The following is an 18686-nucleotide window of genomic DNA, read 5'->3' on the forward strand; positions in this document are numbered from 1 at the left end:
CAGCCGGTGCGCTCGCCCGGAGCGGCCGTTCAGATGCCGCCGGCGATGTCCACGAACTCGCTCATCGCCACGAGCTGATCCATCGAGCGGGCGGGTTCGGCGCAGCCGGCGGCCCCGACGACGCGGGCCGGGACGCCGACGACGGTGGTGTGGGGCGGCACCGGGCGCAAAACTACGGAGCCAGCGGCGACGCGGGCGCAGGCCCCGACCTCGATGTTGCCCAGGATCTTGGCGCCCGCGCCGATCATCACGCCGCGGCGGATCTTGGGGTGGCGGTCGCCGCCGTGCTTGCCGGTGCCGCCGAGCGTCACCGCGTGCAGGATCGACACGTCGTCCTCGATCACCGCGGTCGAGCCGACGACGACGCCGGTGGCGTGGTCGAAGAACACGCCGCGGCCGATGCGGGCGGCCGGGTGGATGTCGGTCTGGAACACCTCGGATGAGCGGCTCTGGAGGTAGAGGGCGAGATCGCGCCGGCCCTGGTGCCAGTACCAGTGGGCCAGCCGATGCGCCTGGAGCGCGTGAAACCCCTTGAAGTAGAGCAGCGGCTCGATCGCCCGCGTGGTCGCGGGATCGCGGTCCATCACGGCGAGGATGTCGGCGCGCATGCTCTGGCCGATGGCGGGATCGTCGGCGACGGCCTCGTGGAAGCCGTGGGCGACGAGTTCGGTCGGGAGCGCGCTGTGACCGAGGCGGGCGGCGACGCGGTGGCCCACCGCTCCCTCCAGGGTCGGATGGTTGAGGATCGTCGCGACGAAGAAGGAGGCGAGCGACGGCTCGTCGCGCAAAACCGATTCGGCCTCGCCCCGAATCCGCGTCCAGAGCGGATCGACGATGCCGGCGATCGCCTCGCGCCCCACGGGGCTGAGCGAAGGACTGGCGGACATGCATTCCTCCTCGATGGGAAGCGAATTTTTCGATCGCGCGAGCGAGACGAAGCCGGTTGTTCGGCGACTCGCTGAAGAACGATCGCTCTCGCGCGGACGGTCCTTGAGCAAGATCGATCCCTACCGCGGCGCGGCATGGTCGTACAGCTTGGGGCCGGACCTGCCCGCATCAAGAGGGGCGCCACGTTACAAAGCAGACCCGCTCGCAGAGGGAACGGCCGTATGGCCGGGCGCGAAGAGCGCCCCGCGCAGTGGGCCTCGGCTAAGCCGAGGCGTCCAACGGAGCGAAAAGCCTGAGGCCGCGGACGCGGCCGCCTGAGGCCCATATTAAGCGGCGGGACGCCGTCCGCCGTTCTCGTTGTCGCTGAAACGGGACTCGATCACCTCGATCAGCCGTCCGGCCATCACGTCCACGGGCACGTCGGAGGTATCGACCACGGCGGAGGCGCGGGCGTAGAGCGGCTCGCGGCTGAGCAGGACCGCGCGCAGGTCCTCCAGCACCGAGGTAGGGTCGCCCTTGCCCTCGACATGGCCCTGATCGCGCACCCGCTGGAGATGCTCCTCGGGCCGCGCCTTCAGCCAGATGGTGTAGAACGAGGACAGCAGCAGGTCGTAGGTCAGCGGCTCGGCGACGATGGAGCCGCCGGTGGCGAGCACCATCGGCCCCGGATGCTCGGCGAGCTGGCGCAGCGCCTTCTGCTCCAGGCGGCGATAGCCCTCCTGGCCGTAGATCGCGAAGATCTCGCCGACCGAGAGGCCGTTCTCGCGCTCGATCTCGGTGTTCAACTCCACGAAGCGCCAGCCGAGATGGGCGGCGGCCATCCGCCCGAGGGTGGACTTGCCGGCCCCGCGCAGGCCCACCACCGCCACGCGGCGGCGCACGACGCGGTTGTCCACGCCGGCCGAGCCGGCGAGCGCCGACTTGGCGAGCGCGATCTGGTCGGGGCTCGCCTGCTCCAGGAGGTCGCGGACCACGCGCCAGTCGGAGGAGGTTTCCTGCGCCGCCACGAGGTCGTCGAGGCGCATGCCCATGGCGTTGGCCACGCGCCGTAGCAGGATGATCGAGACGTTGCCCTGGCCGCCTTCGAGCTGGGCGATGTAGCGCTCGGACAGGCCGGAGGCTTGGGAAAGCAGCTTGCGCGAGAGTCCGCGCACGGTCCGGGCGTGGCGCACGCGCCGACCCAGCTCGTTCAGGAAATCCGCCTCGTGTTGGGCCGCGTCGGTCATGGCCTCAACTCACCTCTCGTCCGAATGTCGACGCATGGTTCGCGTCCCGCGCTCAAAGTCCGCGGCTGCCTTTTGCTGCAACGCACAGGCCAATCTCGCAGTTGCAGCAAAATGACTTTGCCCATCTGGCGCGCGGGCCGTGCCCGCGCAACCCATACCGCGGGCGTGGCATCCATGCGAACGCGATAGTGGATAAAATATTTGATGGTCTGGTTGGCGTTCCCCAGAAAGCTCGCAAGTTCGTGAAGGTTTTTCACGGTTGGTCGGAGAGCGTCACGCCCTCAAACAGGTAACGCCCGAGCGGGTCCATGCGGAAGCCCGCGACCGTGCGCCGCGCCGCCATGTGGACCACGGTGTGGGCGAGCGGTACCCACGGCAGCGCTTCGCGAAAGCGTTCCTGCGCCGCGCGGTAAAGCTGGGTGCGGGTCTGCCGGTCGTCGGTGCGCCGCGCCGCCTGGATGTCGGAATCGTAAGCGGGGTCGCACCAGCGGGCGAGGTTGGCCCCGCCGGGGGGCGCGGCCTGACAGCCGAGCAGCACGTTGAGGAAGTTGTCGGGGTCGCCGTTGTCGCTCGTCCAGCCGTAGAGCATTGCCGTCGGCTCGCCCGCGTAGAGCGCGGCCCGGTAGGCGCCCCAGTCCCGCGTGACGAGGCGGGCGCGGATGCCGACCCGGGCGAGGTCGGCCTGGATCATGTCGGCGACGCGCCGACCGTCGGGATTGTAGGGCCGGCTCACCGGCAGGAACCACAGGTCGGTCTCGAAGCCCTGCGCAAGGCCGGCCTCGGCCAGCAGCCGCACGGCCGCCTCGCGGTCGAAGGCGAGGTCGGGCAAGTCGCCGTGGAAGGCCCAGCTTCCGGGCGGCAGCGGGTTGCGGGCGAGCCGCCCGGCCGCGCCGTAGACGGCCTCGACGATGGCGCGGCGGTCGATGGCGAGGTTGATCGCCCGGCGCACCCGCACGTCGTCCATCGGCGGGCGGGTGGTGTTGAGGGCGAGATAGGCGACGTTGAGTTCCTCCCCCGAGAGCAGGGCGAGGTCGGGGTCGGCGCGCACGGCCTCGAGGTCGGCGGGCACGGGGAAGGCCGCCACCTGACACTCGCCGGCTTTGAGCTTGGTCAGCCGCACCGCCGCGTTCGGGGTGATCGAGAAGACGAGGCCATCGACCGGCTCCGATCCTTCGGGCCGGCGCCAGTAATCCGGGAAGCCGCGGTAGCGCACGGCGACGTCCGGGCGATAGCCACTGAAGCGGAACGGACCGGTGCCGATCGGCGCGCGGGCCAGTTCCTCGGGGTCGTTCGCGGCCGCGAGGTGGGCGGCATACTCAGAAGAAAGAATGCCGCCGAAGGCCTGGGCGAGGTTGGGCAGGAAGGTCGCGTCGGCCTCGCGCAGGCGGAAGCGCACCCGTCGCGCGTCGAGCCGCTCGATCCCCAGGATCAGGTCGGCGAGGCCGAGATCGCGGAAATAGCCGAAGGTCTCGCCGCCGACCCGGTGATACGGATGGTCCGCCCGCCACTGGCGGAGGAAGCTGAACAGCACGTCGTCGGCGTCCAGCGTCCGGCTCGGCGCGAACCGAGCGTTGGCGTGGAAGCGCACGCCCTCGCGCAGGGTGAAGTCGTAGGTCCGGCCTTCGTCGGACACGGCCCAGGATTCGGCGAGCGCCGGGCGCAAGGTCGTGGTGCCCGGCACGAACTCGACGAGGTTGTTGAACATCTGCCACGTGACGTTCATCGCGGTCGTGGTGGTGACGCGACCGGGATCGAGCGATTCCGGATTGCCCTCCGAGCAATAGACCAGGGTGGTCGCCGCAGCCGGGCCCGCGAGTCCGATGGCCAGCCCGGCCAGAAGGGTGAGAGGCAGGTGCCTCATGCGGCCCCCGCGCCCGCCGGCGCCCTCGCGATCGGCCGCTCGCCGCCCGGCACCTCGCCCGGGAACTCGACCCGCACGGTGGTGCCGGTGCCGGGCTCGCTCTCGACGGCGATGCGGCCATGCAGCTTCACCGTGACGAGGTTGTGGACGATGTGCATCCCGAGTCCGGTGCTGCCGCGGGAGCGGGCGGTGGTGAAGAACGGATCGAAGATGCGGCCGAGATTTTCCGGCGGGATGCCGATTCCGTCGTCGGCGACCTCGATCCGCACCAATGCGCCCGCCGACTGCACCCGCACCACGATGGTGCCGTGGGCGTCCGGTTTCAGCTCGGCGAAGCCGTGCACCACGGCGTTGGCGACGAGGTTGGTGACGACCTGCGCCAGCACGCCCGGATAGGTATCGACGGTGAGGCCCGGCGGGCAGTCCGGCCGGACCCGGTGGCCGCCCTTGCGCAGCATCGGCTGGAGGCTCGCCAGCAGTTCGTCGAGCCAGACGTCGAGGGGGAAGCTGCGGCGCTCGTCGCTCGCCCGATCGACGGCGACCTGCTTGAAGCCGTGGACGAGGTCGGCGGCGCGGGTGAGGTTCGAGGACAGGAGCTGCGCCCCCTCGCCGACGCGATCGACGAAGTGGTTGAGGCGCGAGCGCGACAGGGTGCCGGCGGCGACGACCGCCCGGAAGGCTTGCGTCTCGTCGCGCACCAGCGTCGCCGTGGTGAGCGCGATGCCGAGGGGCGTGTTGATCTCGTGCGCCACGCCCGCCACGAGCTGGCCGAGCGAGGCGAGCTTTTCGGCGCGGATCAGGTCGTCCTGGGCTTGGCGCAGGTCGTGGAGCGCGGCATCCGCCTGATCCTTGGCCCGGCGCAGGGCCCGCTCGCGCCGGCCGATCTCGGTGACGAAGAAGTGGGTGGCGCGCGCGATGTCGCCGAGTTCGTCCGCCCGCTGCAACCCTGAGAGCCCGGCGGCCTTCGGATCGGCCGCGAGCGCGATCATGTCGCCCTGAAGCTGGCGCAGGGGCACTAGGATCGAGCGGGCGACGGCGAGTGCTGCGAGCGCGCCGAGCAGCAGGCCGCCCGCCGCCCCGACCAGCAGGAGCTGGCGCAGGAATTCGCCGAAGCGGTCGGCCTCCTCCAGGGCGATGTCGTTGAGCGCGTTGGCGCTGTCGCTCATCGCCTTGGCCAGCGCGTCCATCTCGGCGATCATCGCGTTCTGGCGGGTCACCCCCTCGACCGTGGTGGCCAGCCGTCCGCGCCAGCCGTCGATGGCGTCGATCATGTCGCCCTGGATCAGCGGCGAGATCGGCAGGCCGGCCGTGGTGGCCGACAGCCGCTCGCCCTCCGCCAGCATGGCGCCCGCCCCTTGCGGATCGCGCCGGTTCAGGGCGTCGGCGGTGCGCTGCCCGAGCTTGAGCGCGGTAATGCCGATGTTCTGCGTCGCCTGACCGGTCTCGTTGGCCTCGATCGCGTAGGCGAGGAGCTGGCTCACCTCGTCGTGCAGCGACCGCTGCTCCGAGGAAAGAATCTTCAGCAGGTGCTCGATCCGCTCGTCGAGCGCCCGGTCGGGGCCGCGCCCGGTCGCGCGGGCGGCGAGCAGGGGCGCGAGCGCGTCGGCATCCCCCTCCCGGCCCGACCCGCGCAGGGCCGTGACGAGCTCGCCGCCGACATGCGCGAGGTCGGCGGGGCCGGGGGAGGGCGCGGCGGTCGATTCGCCCGCAGCCGCGCGCGCCTCGGCGAGATCGAGCCGCGCGAGCGCCGCCGACAGGGCGTTGATCCGCGCCACCGCATCGCGGGCGATGCGCAGCCGCTCGACCTTCCGGGCCAGCGTCCGGGCGAGGTCGGCGTTCGAGCCCTGCTGGCGCAGCCGCGCCTGATCGGCCAGCTCGACCAGCCGGCCCGCGCGCTGGCCCATCTCGGCGACGAGGCCGTCGTTCTCCCGCGTCAGCGCGGTCAGCGCCCGCATCCGCTCGATGGATCGGTCGAGGGTCCGCTGCGCCGAGGCGACCCGCTCGGCCTGTCCCCGGGTGCGGACATCGCTCTGGAGCGCGTCGAGGCCGCGGCGGGCGTCGGAGGCCAGCGCGAAGAAGCGCTCCTCGCGCGCCGCCCGCTCGGTGGGGCGGGCCGCGACATAGGCCTCGCGCTCGGTCCGGGCGACGGTGAGGTCGTGGTAGATGCGCGCCGCCAGCAGGGCGCCGGTGCGGGCGCGCTGCTCCTGCGCCAGCAGCACCCAGCCCGCCGCCGCGATGGCTGCGGCCACCAGGATCGGGACGCCGCCGACGAGGGCAATCTTCCGCCCGACCCGCATCCTCGACCCGCGCAAAGCCCTTCGCAGAGCGGTTGACCGACGCGTGGGATCGTTGCCGGAAACGCGCGGCGCGACAAGGGCTTCCCGCCCGGCAACCCGATCCGTCATGCCGGGACGTGTCGGCGCGGCATCACGCCCGGATCGGCGCGGCGAAGCCGCGCTTGCGCACCGGCGCCGCGCGCCCGGCCTTGCCGCCGACGAAGCGGCCTTCCTTCGACGGCGGCACCCAGACCGGCTGCCCGCCGCGTCTGTTGCCGGCGCCGTGCAGGAGATCGCGTAGCGCCGCCAGGGTCTCGGGGGAGGCGTCGAGGAGGTCTTTCGAGAAATGTGACATCGGCCGCTCCTCAGCGCTGGGTCAGGGCGATGACGCGCACCGCGCGGCCCTGCGCAGTGCAGGCCGAGGCGAGCGAGAAGGCGTTGGCGGTGCAGGCCGGGCCGGCGGCGGCTTCGACCTTGACGGCGGGCGCCACGACCACGGGCTTGGGGGCGATCCTGGCCGGCGGGTCGCTCCATGTCGCCGTGGCGGTCGGGGCCGCCGTGATAGAATCCGCCGCGGCGTGTCCGGCCACCAGCCCCGCCGAGAGCACGGCGCTCACGGCCACGATCGAAATCCATCCCCGCATGACATCCCCCCGCGGCTTGTGCCGTCGTCGATGGGAGGCTTGTAGGGAGCCCGCATGTCCGGGATTTTGCGTCGCCCGTCCCGGGATCACGGGATCGGGCGGCTTCTGTTACGTCGGCGGGGCGGCGACGTAACAATTCGTTAAACTTTGGCCTCAGTCGCCCTCGGGGCGGAAGACATAGCCGAGGCCGCGCACGGTGCGGATGAAGCGCGGATTGGCCGGATCGGGCTCGACCTTCTTGCGGATGCGGTTGATCCGCACGTCGATCGCCCGGTCGAAGGCGTCGGGATCGCGGGCGTCGGCCAGATCGAGCAGGCGCTCGCGGGAGAGCGCGCGCTTCGGATGGTCGGCGAACGCCTTGAGCAGATCGAATTCCGAGCGCGTCAGCGGCTGCTCGATACCCTGGTCGTCGCGCAGCCGCACGGCGTCGAGTTCGAGCCACTTCGTCCCGAACCGCACCCGCCGGGCGGGCGCCTCCACGGGGGCCGGCTCCGGTGGTTGGGCCGGGCCGGGCGTCGTGATCGCCCGGCGCAGCACCGAGCGCACGCGGGCGACGAGTTCGCGCAACTCGCAGGGTTTGGGGAGATAATCGTCGGCGCCGAGTTCGAGCCCCACCACCCGGTCGATCGGGCTCGCGGTGGCGGTCAGCATGATGATCGGAATGCGGCTGCGCGCCTTCAGATCGCGCACGATCGACAGCCCGTCCTCCTCCGGCATGTTGAGGTCGAGCACGATCAGGTCGGGCTGGCGCTCCGTGAGATGCGCCCGCAGCGCGCGGCCGCCGTCGCAGAGCGCCACGTCGAAGCCGTGCAGGCGGAGATAGTCGCCGACCATGGCGCGGGCGTCGGGCTCGTCGTCCACCACGACGATGTGGGGGCCGGAAGATCCGCTCATCGCGGCAAGGTTCCGTGAGCCGGCGAGACGGTCTGCGCCATCGGCGTGAAGCTTTCCTCGATCGAACCGCGATGCCGCATCGTGATCCCGGAGTCCGGTGTTTACAATGCCCGAAGCGTCCCCGCTTGGCGACGCGCCGAGACCTCTCCCGCACACAAAGATCGCGCGTTCAATGCAGGATTGGGCCGCGCCGCCAAGTGATCGTAGACCTCAGGCGATGCGAAATTGGTAGAGCCGGTCCACCTTTCACCAGGATTTCTTCAGCGGGTGCGGTTTCGAACCGCACGGGGCCTGCGTTAGGTCGAAAAACGGCGCGGGGCCGGTGATTCTCGGCCGCCCGGGAGCGATCCATGGACGACGACCTGCTCGAACTGATGCCCGACGAGCCGCCAGTCGCGGGGCCCCGCGCCGGCACCTGGACCATCGCGCTGATCGACGACGACCCGGCGGTGCACGAGGGCACCCGCTACGCGCTTTCCGGCTACGAATTGGAGGGCCGGGGCCTCGAAATCCTCTCCGCCCACTCCGCGGCGGAAGCCCGTAAGCTGTTGGCGGAGCGAAGGGATATCGCCATCGTCCTGCTCGACGTGGTGATGGAGACCGACGACGCCGGGCTCCTCCTCGTCGACTACATCCGGCGCGATCTCAAGGACGAGACGGTGCGCATCATCCTGCGCACCGGGCAGCCGGGGCAGGCGCCGGAGCAGCGGGTGATCGTCGATTACGACATCAACGACTACAAGGCGAAGACCGAGCTCACCGCCGACCGGCTGTTCACCAGCCTGACCGCGGCGCTCCGGGCCTACCAGCAGCTCAAGCGGCTGGACGAGACGCGGCGCGGGCTCGAGATCATCATCGATGCGGCCCCGATGCTGCTCGATCAGAAGTCGATGAAACGCCTCGCCGAGGGGGTTCTGACGCAGGTCGCCTCGCTGCTGAACGCCGAATGCGCCGGAATCCTGGTGTTGCGCGAGGGCCACACCGACGCGAGCGACGGTGCGTTCAGCGTGCTGGCCGGATCGGGCCTCTACGGCGCCACCCCCGAATCACTTGACGAAAAAATCCGCCCCGTGGTCGAGGCTGCCTTCGCGGCGCGTCAACACAATTTCGGCGAGCATTTTTCCACGCTCTACGTCCGCACCGCGAGCGGGCGCGAGATCGTCGCGCTGATCGACGCCGACCGCCCGCTCTCCGACACCGACCGGGCGCTGATCACCCTGCTGACCGGGCGGCTCTCGATCGCCTTCGACAACGTGATCCTCTACGAGCAATTGCAACGGGCCAACGTCACCCTGGAGCAGCGGGTGACGGAGCGCACCGCCGAGCTGATCCGGGCGAACCGGCGGCTCGCCCTGCAGCGCTCGGACCTGCGCCGGGCCAACAGCCTCAAGACCGAGATTCTGGGAACGGTCGCCCACGACCTCAAAAACCCGCTGGCGGTGATCCTGGGCCGCTCCGAGATGCTGGCCGACCTGATCGGCTTGGAGACGGGCTTGGAGCCTGATCCCGGCGCCCCGCCCCCCAGAGCCGCGATGACGACGCAGGTCGAGCACGTGCGCGCCTCCGCCACCCGGCTGATCGGCATGATCGACAGCCTGATGGCGGATGCGATGAACGACGCCCTCGACATCACCCTGCGGCGCGAATCCGTGGACCTCGCGGGGCTGGCCCGCGAGGTGTGCGAGGCCAACCGGCCGCTGGCCGAGGCCAAGGGCCAGCGCCTGACCGCCGCGGTGCCGCCGACGCTGACGATGAGCGGCGACGCCGAGCGCCTGCGCGAGGCGCTCGACAACCTCGTCTCGAACGCGATCAAGTATTCGCAACCCGGCGGCGCGATCGCGGTGTCGGTGCGCCGCGAGGGCGGGGCCACAATCTGCGCCGTCACCGACGAGGGCCCCGGCCTCTCCCCGGAGGACGCCGCCCGCCTGTTCGGCCGCTTCCAACGCCTCTCCGCCAAACCCACCGGCGGCGAGGGTTCTACGGGCCTGGGTCTCTCCATCGTCAAACGCATCGCCGAACTGCACGGCGGCCGGGCGGAGGCGTTTTCGGACGGGCCGGGGAGGGGGGCGACGTTTTCGATGCGGTTTCCGGAAGCTGCGGTGGGGGTGGACTGACGCGAGCGAGAGGCGAAGTTTATTCGCTTACGACCCTTATCGGGCAATCGTGAGGTCTGTTCTTGACTGAATCAGATGTCGTTAGAGCGGTATCCGAGGTGATTGCATCAAACTGGTGGGTCTAAGATTTTGTTGTATCGTGCATTTTTTCAACGAACCGGCTTTCACTTCGTGGGGATGCGCTTTAGAGCATCGTTCCGGATATCGGATTCAGGCAGATGCTCAAGGCTCTTGTGCTGCATCGGCTTTTTTGAAAGCCGCAACCAATTTCGGGTCGATGCTCAATACTTTCGGCGGCATGTGACTGAAGATACCGCCAGAAACTTCCGTAAGACAGCAAAGGCTCTTGCGGCTTCGTCTCACAAGGGGCTAACCAAACGGCCATTGCGCAAGGTCCTGGGCGTTCCATGCAAAGTTTCGTCGAGTCTAATTCACGTCCGCAGCGCGTTGCGTATGGCCAGCCAAAACTTTGGAATTCCGAATGGCTTGCAGGGAGTGCAGTCCGACTTCGGCTGCTTATCCGGGAGCGGAGGTTCTGTCTGCCATCCAGCCAGGCCACCCAGAAATCTTTCTGCAAAACCGAGAGCTGCGCTCGACCACGTTGGGCCGCAGCGCATCTCCAGGGCCGCCGTCATGATGCGCTCTTCTTTCGCCGAACTGGCATCCGCGTCGGAGAAGAACGCTCTATTTACTTCAACGCGCCGGGGCCGAACCCTGCTGCGTGATGCTGGAGAAAGTCTTGCTGGCTTCCTCGACAGCACGGGCTGATGTTTCCGTGATAGCTTTGCCATCTTGGATCATGGACTGCAGTCCCTCGCGAACAAGCTCGCTTTGAATTGCGGAAAACTCCTGCACCGATTTTGTGCGAGCAAGCTTGTTCAGGCCGTCGAGATTGCGCTGCCACTGCTTCTGTCCCAGATCAAGCCAGATCCGTGAGGCATCCTGGAAAGCCTGAGTAAATACCGTTCCGCAGTGGGCGACCGCTTCCATGTTCTGCTTGGACTGCTGAGCGAGGCGCTCGCTATCTTCGCCGGTGTAGCCGAATGCGCGACTCAATTGATCCCCGACATCTCGTGCCTGATTCGAGGCCGTCTCGAGACCTTCTTGCATCAACTGCTGGGTGCTTTGTGCAGCACGCTCGTTGAGATCGACAATCTTGCTGACGCCCTCCCGAGCTTCATACGCCGCTTTCGCGCTCTGATCTGTGGTCTTATCGGCTTTATCTTTCATGTTGTCGGAGGTCCTGCCAGGATTGAGGTGATTTTTGTTTTCATTAGTATTGTGATTTGATGTCATTTTTATCTTCCCGAAATTGTGGTGACGGATACAGCATGATATGTCAAACCGATAGGTTGATTGCCTCGTCGATTTTCTAAGATTTCCCTTGTGCTGCACTGCATCTAAATCATGTCTCTGGATAAAAAAACAAGATCAAAAATCAATATTCGGTGAGATTGATTTTTCAATTTTATAACATTGGCTTGCATTTCTCGTAAGATATTGACCCGCCACAAAATAAATATATGATCGAGCACGCAGTCTCGTGATCCAAGTTATGTTTGTGCCGGTAATTAATAAGAGGCAGCGATGGGCGGTGGCTATGAGGCACCGAAATGAAGACCGTCGGTGATCCTCCCGGAGTTGGGCGGTACGCCAGAAATGAGCACATGCCGGATTGAAACCTTTCTCGGGGCGCACGCCCGGTACTGGGTAGACATCAGCTGATAAGTGAAGGCTTCCCTGTCCCTTTTTAGCCTCGTAAAGAGACAATTTTAGAAGCCATCTCACTAAAACGAAACAGTCAGATTGTCTGTTTCGCCGTGCGGCTCAATTTATTTATTTATATTTCAAAATTGGACTTGTTGTTTTGAAGTGCCTACCCAATTTTCTTAGGGCGAATAATTGTTGAGCAAAAATAGGAGCCGATCAATGAAAAATAACATATTATCCTTCTCCAAGGCCCTCAAGAGCCGTGATAAAAACGACGGATCAAAGAATTTTCACGGGATAAAAATTCGCAATCCATCCAGGGGTGCGGCAGAAAAAAGAATATCGCCGGTCTCCGGAATTGCATCGTATCACGACGCTGCAATTCGAGACGATGCACACGGTAAATGTGATAAATAGAAAATCACTATTCTGCGTATTTATCCAAAAAATCTGAATGCATGTGTTTACAGCTTATTCTTCCAATATGCTAGCGTCACTAGGGATGATCGGATGTCGATGCCAAAATTGACTGGCTTGGAATACTATTGGTTTACACAAAGCCAATTGATGGTAACGCGCTATGCAAATTACTGGGATATGGCGCTCGATCCCGCGGCGGCAAATGTCGTTCTTGTTATAACAGAAGACGCTAAGTCTTGCTATACAGGTCCTCAGTCCTTGCAAAGATTGGCAGAGCGGCTCAACAATGAAGCTGCTGATATCGCAATGACTGCGACGGTCTCAAAAATCGATAAAGACAAGCTGAAACGTGACAACCGGCGCATAGCAGCAATGCGATATTTGTGTTCGAGATTTCTTGTTTCGGCCGAAGAAATATATGAATTCAAAAGGAGCGCTCGATCCTTGCGCGTTGCTGAGAACCTAGTGATCCTGAACGCTCAAGGCTGCCCTCCAAAAGACAGCCTTGAGTCACGCCCGACATCGAACGGGAACCCCAAGAGTCCACGCAGCCTAAAGTAGGTTCAGTGATTTTTGCAAAAAAAGTATCGTGATCAAAGGTATTCTTAATAGGATAATATGCCTTGACAGCGCCCCGCTCCTCCGGCTAGCCTCCCCACCATCCCAAAAATCCATCTCCGAAGAGGGCCGCAAAAATGGCCTGGGCTCCCCGTCATGGTCCGGCGGCGCGTCGCGACGTCGGTGATCTCATGCGGGGGAGCGATCTGACCCCGCAGGAGATCGCGGCGCGCACCGGCGTGCCCTATTCCACCGTGTGCCGGTGGAACCTCGTGCAGAACTGGCGGCCGGCGGTGCTGCGGGCGCGCGAGGCGCATCGGCCGCAAAAGTGGTCGGACGCGCGGGTCGCCGCGCTCGCCCGGGTGGCGCGGGTGCCCGGCGTCGATCCGGGCGACCTCGCCGAGGCGTTGGGCGCGCGGCGCGACCGGGCCGAATCGCTGTTTCGCGCCTGCGGCCTGTCGGAGACGATCGCGCCGCAATCCGCGGTCGGGCGGGCGCAGCGCCGGGCGGGGCCGGACGGCGCCTTGCGGACGGCTTTGCGCGTCCACCTCGCGCGGCAGATCGGCGAACTCGACGCGCTGCTCATCGCCCGCGGTCGCGAGGACGATCTGATCCGGCTGGAGCGGGCGGGCAAGCTCGACACTGCCAAGATGCTGCGCAACCTCGTCGGCCTGAAGAAGCTGTTGGACGAGGTCGAGCCGGCGTCCGAGGGCGGACCTGAGGAGAAGCTCGACCTCGTGGCGCTCCGCGCCGACATCGCCCGGCGCTACGAGACGTTTGCGGCCCAAAGGCAGGAGGCGCGGTCCGCGGCCTGGGCGCGGGCGCACGCCGCGGCCGGCGTGCCGCTGGAGGAGGAGGCCTTCGATCTGTTGGGCGAGCGGATCGCCCGGGGCGTTAGGGGCGCGACGCCGGCGGACGCGGCGCGCGGGGAGGCGGCGCCGGGGGACGCAGGGCAAGGGGATGCGCGCGCGGCGAGGGACGCGCTCCGGCGAGGGGCAGGGGGCGCGGCGGGGCAAGGGGCTGAGGACGGGCAAGGGGAAGGGGGCGAGGACGCGGCGCGGCACGCGCCGAGGCCGAGGGCGCAGGCCGTTTTGGGGCCCCGCATCCGTGCGCCGTAGCACGCCCCGCGCCGCGCGCCCGGATCATCGGCGGCGCCCCATGCGTCAACACTCCAAATGCAACGGCCGGCGACACGGCCGATGCGGCGGACGCTTTGAGCGCTTGAGGCGCGGACGATCGGAGAGAGGGATGCAGAAGACGGTGTCGGATCTGGGCGCGGTGGCCGACGGGACGCGGACGCGGCGGCGCGCGCGGTGGGGGCTGGCGCTGGCGGCGCCGGTTTTTGGGGTGTTCGCGCTCGGATCGGCCGGGGCGGCGCCGATCACCGGCACCGGCGGCGGGCCGGAGACCACGGTCAACGCCCCCTACCGCGCCGGCACCGGCCAGACCGTGCCGCCCGGCCGCGACGCCGCCCCCGACATCGACCCGAACGCCCGCACCGAGCGCCAGAAGCGCCTCGACGGCGTGCTCGACAGCATCTGCGAGTCCTGCGGCGAGCGCCGGACGCGCTAGCCGTCAGGCCGCTTGCGGGTTAGACCGGGCTCCCGACCGTCCCGAGAGGCGAGGGGCGGGGCGAGAGCAGGGACCTGAGATGGCCGACAAGGGCGTTCCGCACTTCCACAACCAGCCCGGCCTGCCGGTGGTCGCGGTGGGCTCGAAGGAGTTCATGTGCATCGGCGCGCTGCCGCCGTTCGACCATCCGCACGTCTTCCTCGACATGGGCGCCGACACCGAGATCATCTGCCAGTACTGCTCGACGCTGTTTCGCTACGACGCCCGGTTGAAGGCCGGCGCGGCCGAGCCGGCCGGTTGCGTCTGGAGCGAGGCGGCCGACGGCGTTGGCCGGGGCACGCAGGCCGCCTGACCCCGACGTGAGCGGCCTTTCCATCGCCGTCGTCGGGGCCGGCATCGGCGGGCTCACCGCCGCGCTCGCGCTCGCCGGCGCGGGCCATGCCGTGACGCTGATCGAGCGGCGCACCGGGTTCTCCGAGGTGGGGGCGGGGCTCCAGCTCTCGCCCAACGCCAGCGCGGTGCTGATCGGGCTCGGCCTCGGCGCGGCCCTGCGGCGCGCCGCCGACGAGCCGCCGGGTGTGCGGGTGCGGGCGCTGACGACCGGCCGCACCCTCGGCGGAATACGGCTCGGCGCTTCCATTCGCGAGCGGCACGGCGCGCCCTACTACGTCATCCACCGCGCCGACCTGCAGACGCTGCTCCTCGACGCCGTGCGCGGGCGCCCCGGCATCCGGTTGAGTGTGGGCCGCGAGATCACCGATCTGACGGAAGGGCCGGACGGGATCGCGCTCACCGTGTCGGGCATCGACGGCGGGAAGAGCGAGACCCTGCGGGCCGATCTCGTCGTCGGGGCCGACGGGGTGCGCTCGCGGCTGCGGACCCGCTTCGACGCCCGGCCGCTGCGGCTGCACCGGCAGGCGGCGTGGCGCGCGCTGATCCCGCGCGAGGCCGCGCCCGACGCCTTCCAGGGCGACGAGACCGGGCTGTGGCTCGGGGCCGGGCGGCACGTGGTGCATTATCCCGTCGGCGGCGGCAAACGCCTCAACGTCGTCGCCATCGCGCCCGAGCGCGAGGGCGACGAGGATTGGGGCCGCATCGGCGACCCGGCGGCGTTGCGCGACCATTTCCCCGACGCCGCCGCCCCGCTGGCGGAGCTGCTGAGTACGCCCGACGCCTGGGTGGTGTGGTCGCTGGTCGATCGCCCCGCGGCGCGACCGATGGCGCGGGGGCGGATCGCGCTCCTGGGCGACGCCGCCCATCCGGTGCTGCCGTTCCTGGCGCAGGGCGCCGCGCTCGCCATCGAGGACGCGGCGGTGCTGGCCGCCGCGCTGGCCGTCCACGCCGACGTGTCGGCCGCGCTCGCCGCCTACGCCGCCGCCCGAGCGAAACGCGTCGCGGCGGTGCAGCGGGCGGCGCGGCGCAACGGCCGCGTCTACCACGCCGGCCGGATCGTCGGGTTCGCCCGCGACACGGTGATGAGGCGGATCGGCCCCGAGGGCATGGCCGCGCGCTACGCGTGGCTCTACGGCTGGACGCCACCCGCCGCTTGATCTGGCGCCACCGCCCCGCTACCGCTGGCGGCATGCGGACGTGGCGGAACCGGTAGACGCACGAGACTTAAAATCTTGCGGCCCCACGGCCATGCGGGTTCGAGTCCCGCCGTCCGCACCAGTTTTTGGGTTCGTGGGTGCGGGCTGCCCGGTGACGCGGGGAGCCGAGACATGGTCGCGAACGTCCCCGCCGCACCGTCGGCCGGCTGGCGGGACACGCGTCGAGCGTTCAGCCCCGCCACCGGCGCGTACCGCGCTCGACCACGCCGGCCGTCTCGCTCGGGCCGACCCGGCGCGGCAAAGCCGGATCGGAAAGCTCGACCCGTAGGGAGAAGCGGCTCCGGCCGGCGACAGGCTCCCTGTTCTGCGATGCGGACGTTGCATGGAGGGCGGCGGCGGTGACGCTCGCCGTGCTCGACGACAAGGCGGCGCTCACCCGTGCCAATGTTCTGGTCGTGTGATCCCGCTCCCCCGATGCGACGAGGGCCGCGCCCGGCCTGATCGCTTCAGGTCGGGCACGGCCCCATGGTCTTCGGTAAAGGTGGGCGCCGCGAGACCGCCCGGTCAGGCGGGCGGGGCACCCTGCACGGCGCGGCGCCTATGTCTGCTGCGTCGGGACGATCTCAGTAGCCCGAATAGGCGCGGTCGATGCGCGAGCGGCGGTCCCAGACGCGGGCGCCGTGGCTGTAGTGGCGGTAGCCGTAATAGTCGCCCGCGGCGGCCGCGGCGTTGGCGCGCCATGCGTTCTCGCGAGCGAGGCGCCGCTCGCGCCAGGCGCGGGTCGGATCGTAGGGATTGGGCTGCCAGCGGGGCCGGTAGGCGTAGCCGACGCCGTAGCCGCCGCCGTAGCCGGGGGCGCCGTAGCCGTAATACTGGGCCGAGGCCGGCGTGCTGACCGCCGCCATGCCGCCGACGAGCGCCGCGCAGACGGCGAGGGAGGTGAGGCGCATAGGAAACTCCATCAGCTTCAAGCTAGGCCTCATGGATGATGCGGCGCGCTTGAACGGTGCCTGAATACGCGCGAGCCCGGGATTTCATCCCGCCGGCGCGTGCGATCGCGAGCTTCTCTGCTGCTTGCCTTCGTCTGCCGGTTGTCCTCATATGGAACGAAGCGCGAACATAGGCGTCAACGAGTCGGTGAGGAGGACAGGGACGACGATGGCCCGATACCGCTTCCATGCGACGAACGGATACGAGTGCGTGTTCGATGCCAAGGGCAAGGAGATCCGGCTGCCGGAGCGTCTGACGCGGCGCGCGGGCGAAGTCGCCCGCGAGGTGATGCGCGCGCTCGACGGGCGGGAGGATTGGGGCGAGTGGCACGTGAGCGTGCACGACCTCACCGGCCGGCGCGTGCTGGTGCGGCCCTTCGTCGGCGGGTGAGGGCGGGGGCGGCGAACCGCCCCCGATCGCTTCGTAGGATCGTGCCGCATCGTCTTTTTCCGAAAGCTGGAAGCCACCTTTCGGGGCGATGCTCGATATCCTTGTGCCGCATCGTCTTTTTCCGAAAGCCGGAAACCACCTTTCGGGACGATGCTCTAGCGGCCGTCGCGCTCGCGCATGGGGCGGCGCTCCATGCGCTCTTCCCGGCGCTCTTCGCGGCGGGCGTCGGGATCGACGCCGAGCACGCCGCCGACGGTGCCGGTCGCGGCCCCTACGGCGCCGCCGACCACGCCGCCGACCGGACCGGCCGCACGGTTGCCGTCCTCCGCGCCGCGCTCGGCGCCGCGGATCGTGCCTTGCGCCTGGGCCGAGGCCGACAGGGCCGCCGCCGACAGGGCCAGCGCGCAGGTGAGGGCGAGTCGCTTCATGGTCGGTCTCCGGTTCGGATGCGCCGGCACCGGCCGGCGCTTCCCTTGGGAAACCGCCGTCGCGGCGAATTGTGCCGCAGCGGATGCGGCTCCGCTGAAACCGATCGCGCGCGGGCGCCGTTGGTGCCCGGAGGTCGCATCATGAAGAACCCTGCGCTGAGCCTGTGGCTCTCCGCGGCCAACAGCGCCGCCGGCTTCGGGATGGGCCACGGCGCCAACGCCGTCCGCCGCCAGCAGCGGGTGATGCTGGCCGAGATGACCAAGGCCGCGACCGGCTCTGCCGCGAGACCGAAGCGGCCCAAGCCGCGGCCGGCGGGCAAGGGGGCAACCAAGCGGAAGGCGCGCTGACCGTCCGCTCTCTGACAAGACATGCCAATCTGCCGCACGGCACGGACCATGTTCCGGCCCCGTTGATCTCCAGGCAGCGTCGCACGCTGCCGTCTGGAGGGGAGCCGACATGACGCTGGCCGTGGCCATCATGATCGCCGGGGCGCTGGGAGGGATCGCTCTCACCCTGGCGGCACGCCCGAGCGCCGACCGTTTCATCAAATGGTGATCGCCCGGACCTGAACTTCTGCGCCGCTGCGACGTTCGGTCCGGCAAGGTCGGCGAGGAGATGCGCGCGTGGCGGTGGCGGTGATGATGGCCGGTGTGGTCGGCGCGGCGGCGACGCTGATGTGCCTGCTGCCGGGGTTCGACTCGTTCTTCGAGTGGTAGCGGGCCGGTTTTCGATACGGGCGGCTCGGCAAGAGCCATGAGGCCGCGCGGGATCGGCCGGCGGCTTACGGTCGCTACGTCCATGATTCGAGGCGCCCCGGTCCCCCGGCGGCGCCCTTTTTCGTTCGGTTCTCAGCCGTGTCGGGTCCGCTCCAGGGCGTAGAGCGAGCCGAAGGCCCCGCCCGCCAGGGCCAGCACGCCGGCGAGCCCGACGAGCACGGGCGGGAGGGGGGCGGCCTGGCTCGGCCACAACGTGGCGAGCAGGCCGAGCACGATGGCGCCGCAGGCGATGCCGCCAAGCATCGACGCCACGAACCGTCGCTGGATCAGATTTGTTTTCATCACCGGGAGATAGGGCGACGGAAATATTTTTCTCGCCCGATTTCTGATTTCGCCGCCGTCGTCGCGGTCCTCGCCGCAGCGGACAGCGTTTTCGCGCGTGTGAAGC

19 protein-coding genes and 1 tRNA gene are annotated in these 18686 nt (G+C 68.4%); 9 read left to right on the forward strand and 11 right to left on the reverse strand.

Translation table 11 applies throughout. The features are described from left to right. Positions 1-29: 29 nt before the first annotated feature. From cysE to ASG52_RS20450, 7 genes are all read right to left on the reverse strand, one after another. Entirely contained in the window at positions 30-887 is an 858-nt protein-coding gene (gene cysE / locus ASG52_RS20420; protein WP_056247212.1) for a serine O-acetyltransferase, read from the reverse strand. Between the two features lie 327 nt (positions 888-1214). Further along, positions 1215-2114 (reverse strand): helix-turn-helix transcriptional regulator, encoded by a 900-nt coding sequence (locus tag ASG52_RS20425; RefSeq protein ID WP_056247214.1) that lies wholly within the window; start codon positions 2112-2114, stop codon positions 1215-1217. A gap of 253 nt (positions 2115-2367) precedes the next feature. Beyond that, entirely contained in the window at positions 2368-3975 is a 1608-nt protein-coding gene (locus tag ASG52_RS20430; protein ID WP_056247216.1) for an ABC transporter substrate-binding protein, read from the reverse strand. Next, the gene (locus ASG52_RS20435) at positions 3972-6272 is read right to left on the reverse strand and encodes a sensor histidine kinase (protein ID WP_056247217.1); all 2301 of its coding nucleotides are present in this window, start codon (positions 6270-6272) and stop codon (positions 3972-3974) included. Before ASG52_RS20435 ends, ASG52_RS20430 begins: the two co-directional genes overlap by 4 nt. 130 nt (positions 6273-6402) lie before the next feature. Further along, the gene (locus ASG52_RS20440; RefSeq protein ID WP_056247219.1) at positions 6403-6606 is read right to left on the reverse strand and encodes a hypothetical protein; all 204 of its coding nucleotides are present in this window, start codon (positions 6604-6606) and stop codon (positions 6403-6405) included. Between the two features lie 10 nt (positions 6607-6616). After that, positions 6617-6874 carry a hypothetical protein gene (locus ASG52_RS20445; RefSeq protein ID WP_156384057.1) on the reverse strand — a complete coding sequence of 86 codons (258 nt, stop codon included), beginning with the start codon at positions 6872-6874 and terminating at the stop codon, positions 6617-6619. Positions 6875-7048: 174 nt separating this feature from the next. Next, positions 7049-7789 carry a response regulator gene (locus ASG52_RS20450; RefSeq protein WP_056247223.1) on the reverse strand — a complete coding sequence of 247 codons (741 nt, stop codon included), beginning with the start codon at positions 7787-7789 and terminating at the stop codon, positions 7049-7051. A 350-nt stretch (positions 7790-8139) separates the two neighbouring features. Between ASG52_RS20450 and ASG52_RS20455 the strand changes: the two genes are divergently transcribed. Further along, the gene (locus ASG52_RS20455; RefSeq protein ID WP_056247224.1) at positions 8140-9903 is read left to right on the forward strand and encodes a sensor histidine kinase; all 1764 of its coding nucleotides are present in this window, start codon (positions 8140-8142) and stop codon (positions 9901-9903) included. 693 nt (positions 9904-10596) lie between these two features. On the opposite strand, the gene ASG52_RS26645 is transcribed toward ASG52_RS20455, so the two are convergent. Further along, the gene (locus ASG52_RS26645; protein ID WP_082552664.1) at positions 10597-11199 is read right to left on the reverse strand and encodes a phasin family protein; all 603 of its coding nucleotides are present in this window, start codon (positions 11197-11199) and stop codon (positions 10597-10599) included. A gap of 924 nt (positions 11200-12123) precedes the next feature. Between ASG52_RS26645 and ASG52_RS27460 the strand changes: the two genes are divergently transcribed. From ASG52_RS27460 to ASG52_RS20485, 6 genes are all read left to right on the forward strand, one after another. Next, positions 12124-12594: a hypothetical protein gene (locus ASG52_RS27460; RefSeq protein WP_156384058.1), complete on the forward strand. Its 471-nt coding sequence runs from the start codon at positions 12124-12126 to the stop codon at positions 12592-12594. Positions 12595-12782: 188 nt separating this feature from the next. Next, the gene (locus ASG52_RS20465; RefSeq protein WP_056247228.1) at positions 12783-13709 is read left to right on the forward strand and encodes a hypothetical protein; all 927 of its coding nucleotides are present in this window, start codon (positions 12783-12785) and stop codon (positions 13707-13709) included. Positions 13710-13839: 130 nt separating this feature from the next. Next, positions 13840-14163, forward strand: a complete 324-nt coding sequence (locus ASG52_RS20470) for a hypothetical protein (RefSeq protein WP_286159121.1) — start codon at positions 13840-13842, stop codon at positions 14161-14163. Between the two features lie 79 nt (positions 14164-14242). Continuing rightward, positions 14243-14515 (forward strand): zinc-finger domain-containing protein, encoded by a 273-nt coding sequence (locus ASG52_RS20475; protein WP_056247230.1) that lies wholly within the window; start codon positions 14243-14245, stop codon positions 14513-14515. A 7-nt stretch (positions 14516-14522) separates the two neighbouring features. Beyond that, on the forward strand, positions 14523-15713 hold the full coding sequence (locus ASG52_RS20480) for an FAD-dependent monooxygenase (protein ID WP_056247232.1): 1191 nt from the start codon (positions 14523-14525) through the stop codon (positions 15711-15713). A gap of 34 nt (positions 15714-15747) precedes the next feature. Next, a tRNA-Leu gene (locus tag ASG52_RS20485) sits at positions 15748-15834 on the forward strand. 502 nt (positions 15835-16336) lie between these two features. Here the strand turns inward: ASG52_RS20485 and ASG52_RS20490 are convergent. Then, on the reverse strand, positions 16337-16663 hold the full coding sequence (locus ASG52_RS20490; RefSeq protein ID WP_056247234.1) for a hypothetical protein: 327 nt from the start codon (positions 16661-16663) through the stop codon (positions 16337-16339). 208 nt (positions 16664-16871) lie between these two features. Between ASG52_RS20490 and ASG52_RS20495 the strand changes: the two genes are divergently transcribed. Then, positions 16872-17093, forward strand: a complete 222-nt coding sequence (locus ASG52_RS20495) for a DUF6894 family protein (RefSeq protein WP_056247236.1) — start codon at positions 16872-16874, stop codon at positions 17091-17093. A 155-nt stretch (positions 17094-17248) separates the two neighbouring features. Here ASG52_RS20495 and ASG52_RS20500 read toward each other — a convergent pair whose 3' ends face one another. Beyond that, positions 17249-17521: a hypothetical protein gene (locus ASG52_RS20500; RefSeq protein WP_056247238.1), complete on the reverse strand. Its 273-nt coding sequence runs from the start codon at positions 17519-17521 to the stop codon at positions 17249-17251. 141 nt (positions 17522-17662) lie between these two features. Here ASG52_RS20500 and ASG52_RS20505 point away from each other — a divergent pair, with 141 nt between their 5' ends. Further along, positions 17663-17869 carry a hypothetical protein gene (locus ASG52_RS20505; protein WP_056247240.1) on the forward strand — a complete coding sequence of 69 codons (207 nt, stop codon included), beginning with the start codon at positions 17663-17665 and terminating at the stop codon, positions 17867-17869. Between the two features lie 501 nt (positions 17870-18370). On the opposite strand, the gene ASG52_RS27465 is transcribed toward ASG52_RS20505, so the two are convergent. Further along, positions 18371-18550: a hypothetical protein gene (locus ASG52_RS27465; RefSeq protein ID WP_156384059.1), complete on the reverse strand. Its 180-nt coding sequence runs from the start codon at positions 18548-18550 to the stop codon at positions 18371-18373. Positions 18551-18686: the final 136 nt, after the last annotated feature.

It is taken from the genome of Methylobacterium sp. Leaf456 (assembly GCF_001425465.1).
Lineage (GTDB): Bacteria > Pseudomonadota > Alphaproteobacteria > Rhizobiales > Beijerinckiaceae > Methylobacterium.

Excerpts from the sequence above, each read along its gene's own strand:
- ASG52_RS20475 (WP_056247230.1), top strand. The coding sequence starts at position 14,243 with ATGGCCGACAAGGGCGTTCCGCACTTCCACAACCAGCCCGGCCTGCCG.
- ASG52_RS20495 (WP_056247236.1), top strand. The coding sequence starts at position 16,872 with ATGGCCCGATACCGCTTCCATGCGACGAACGGATACGAGTGCGTGTTC.
- ASG52_RS20455 (WP_056247224.1), top strand. The coding sequence starts at position 8,140 with ATGGACGACGACCTGCTCGAACTGATGCCCGACGAGCCGCCAGTCGCG.
- cysE (WP_056247212.1), bottom strand. The coding sequence starts at position 887 with ATGTCCGCCAGTCCTTCGCTCAGCCCCGTGGGGCGCGAGGCGATCGCC.
- ASG52_RS20450 (WP_056247223.1), bottom strand. The coding sequence starts at position 7,789 with ATGAGCGGATCTTCCGGCCCCCACATCGTCGTGGTGGACGACGAGCCC.
- ASG52_RS20430 (WP_056247216.1), bottom strand. The coding sequence starts at position 3,975 with ATGAGGCACCTGCCTCTCACCCTTCTGGCCGGGCTGGCCATCGGACTC.
- ASG52_RS20465 (WP_056247228.1), top strand. The coding sequence starts at position 12,783 with ATGCGGGGGAGCGATCTGACCCCGCAGGAGATCGCGGCGCGCACCGGC.
- ASG52_RS20425 (WP_056247214.1), bottom strand. The coding sequence starts at position 2,114 with ATGACCGACGCGGCCCAACACGAGGCGGATTTCCTGAACGAGCTGGGT.
- ASG52_RS27460 (WP_156384058.1), top strand. The coding sequence starts at position 12,124 with ATGTCGATGCCAAAATTGACTGGCTTGGAATACTATTGGTTTACACAA.
- ASG52_RS20500 (WP_056247238.1), bottom strand. The coding sequence starts at position 17,521 with ATGAAGCGACTCGCCCTCACCTGCGCGCTGGCCCTGTCGGCGGCGGCC.
- ASG52_RS26645 (WP_082552664.1), bottom strand. The coding sequence starts at position 11,199 with ATGACATCAAATCACAATACTAATGAAAACAAAAATCACCTCAATCCT.
- ASG52_RS20435 (WP_056247217.1), bottom strand. The coding sequence starts at position 6,272 with ATGCGGGTCGGGCGGAAGATTGCCCTCGTCGGCGGCGTCCCGATCCTG.
- ASG52_RS20440 (WP_056247219.1), bottom strand. The coding sequence starts at position 6,606 with ATGTCACATTTCTCGAAAGACCTCCTCGACGCCTCCCCCGAGACCCTG.
- ASG52_RS20505 (WP_056247240.1), top strand. The coding sequence starts at position 17,663 with ATGAAGAACCCTGCGCTGAGCCTGTGGCTCTCCGCGGCCAACAGCGCC.
- ASG52_RS20470 (WP_286159121.1), top strand. The coding sequence starts at position 13,840 with ATGCAGAAGACGGTGTCGGATCTGGGCGCGGTGGCCGACGGGACGCGG.
- ASG52_RS20490 (WP_056247234.1), bottom strand. The coding sequence starts at position 16,663 with ATGCGCCTCACCTCCCTCGCCGTCTGCGCGGCGCTCGTCGGCGGCATG.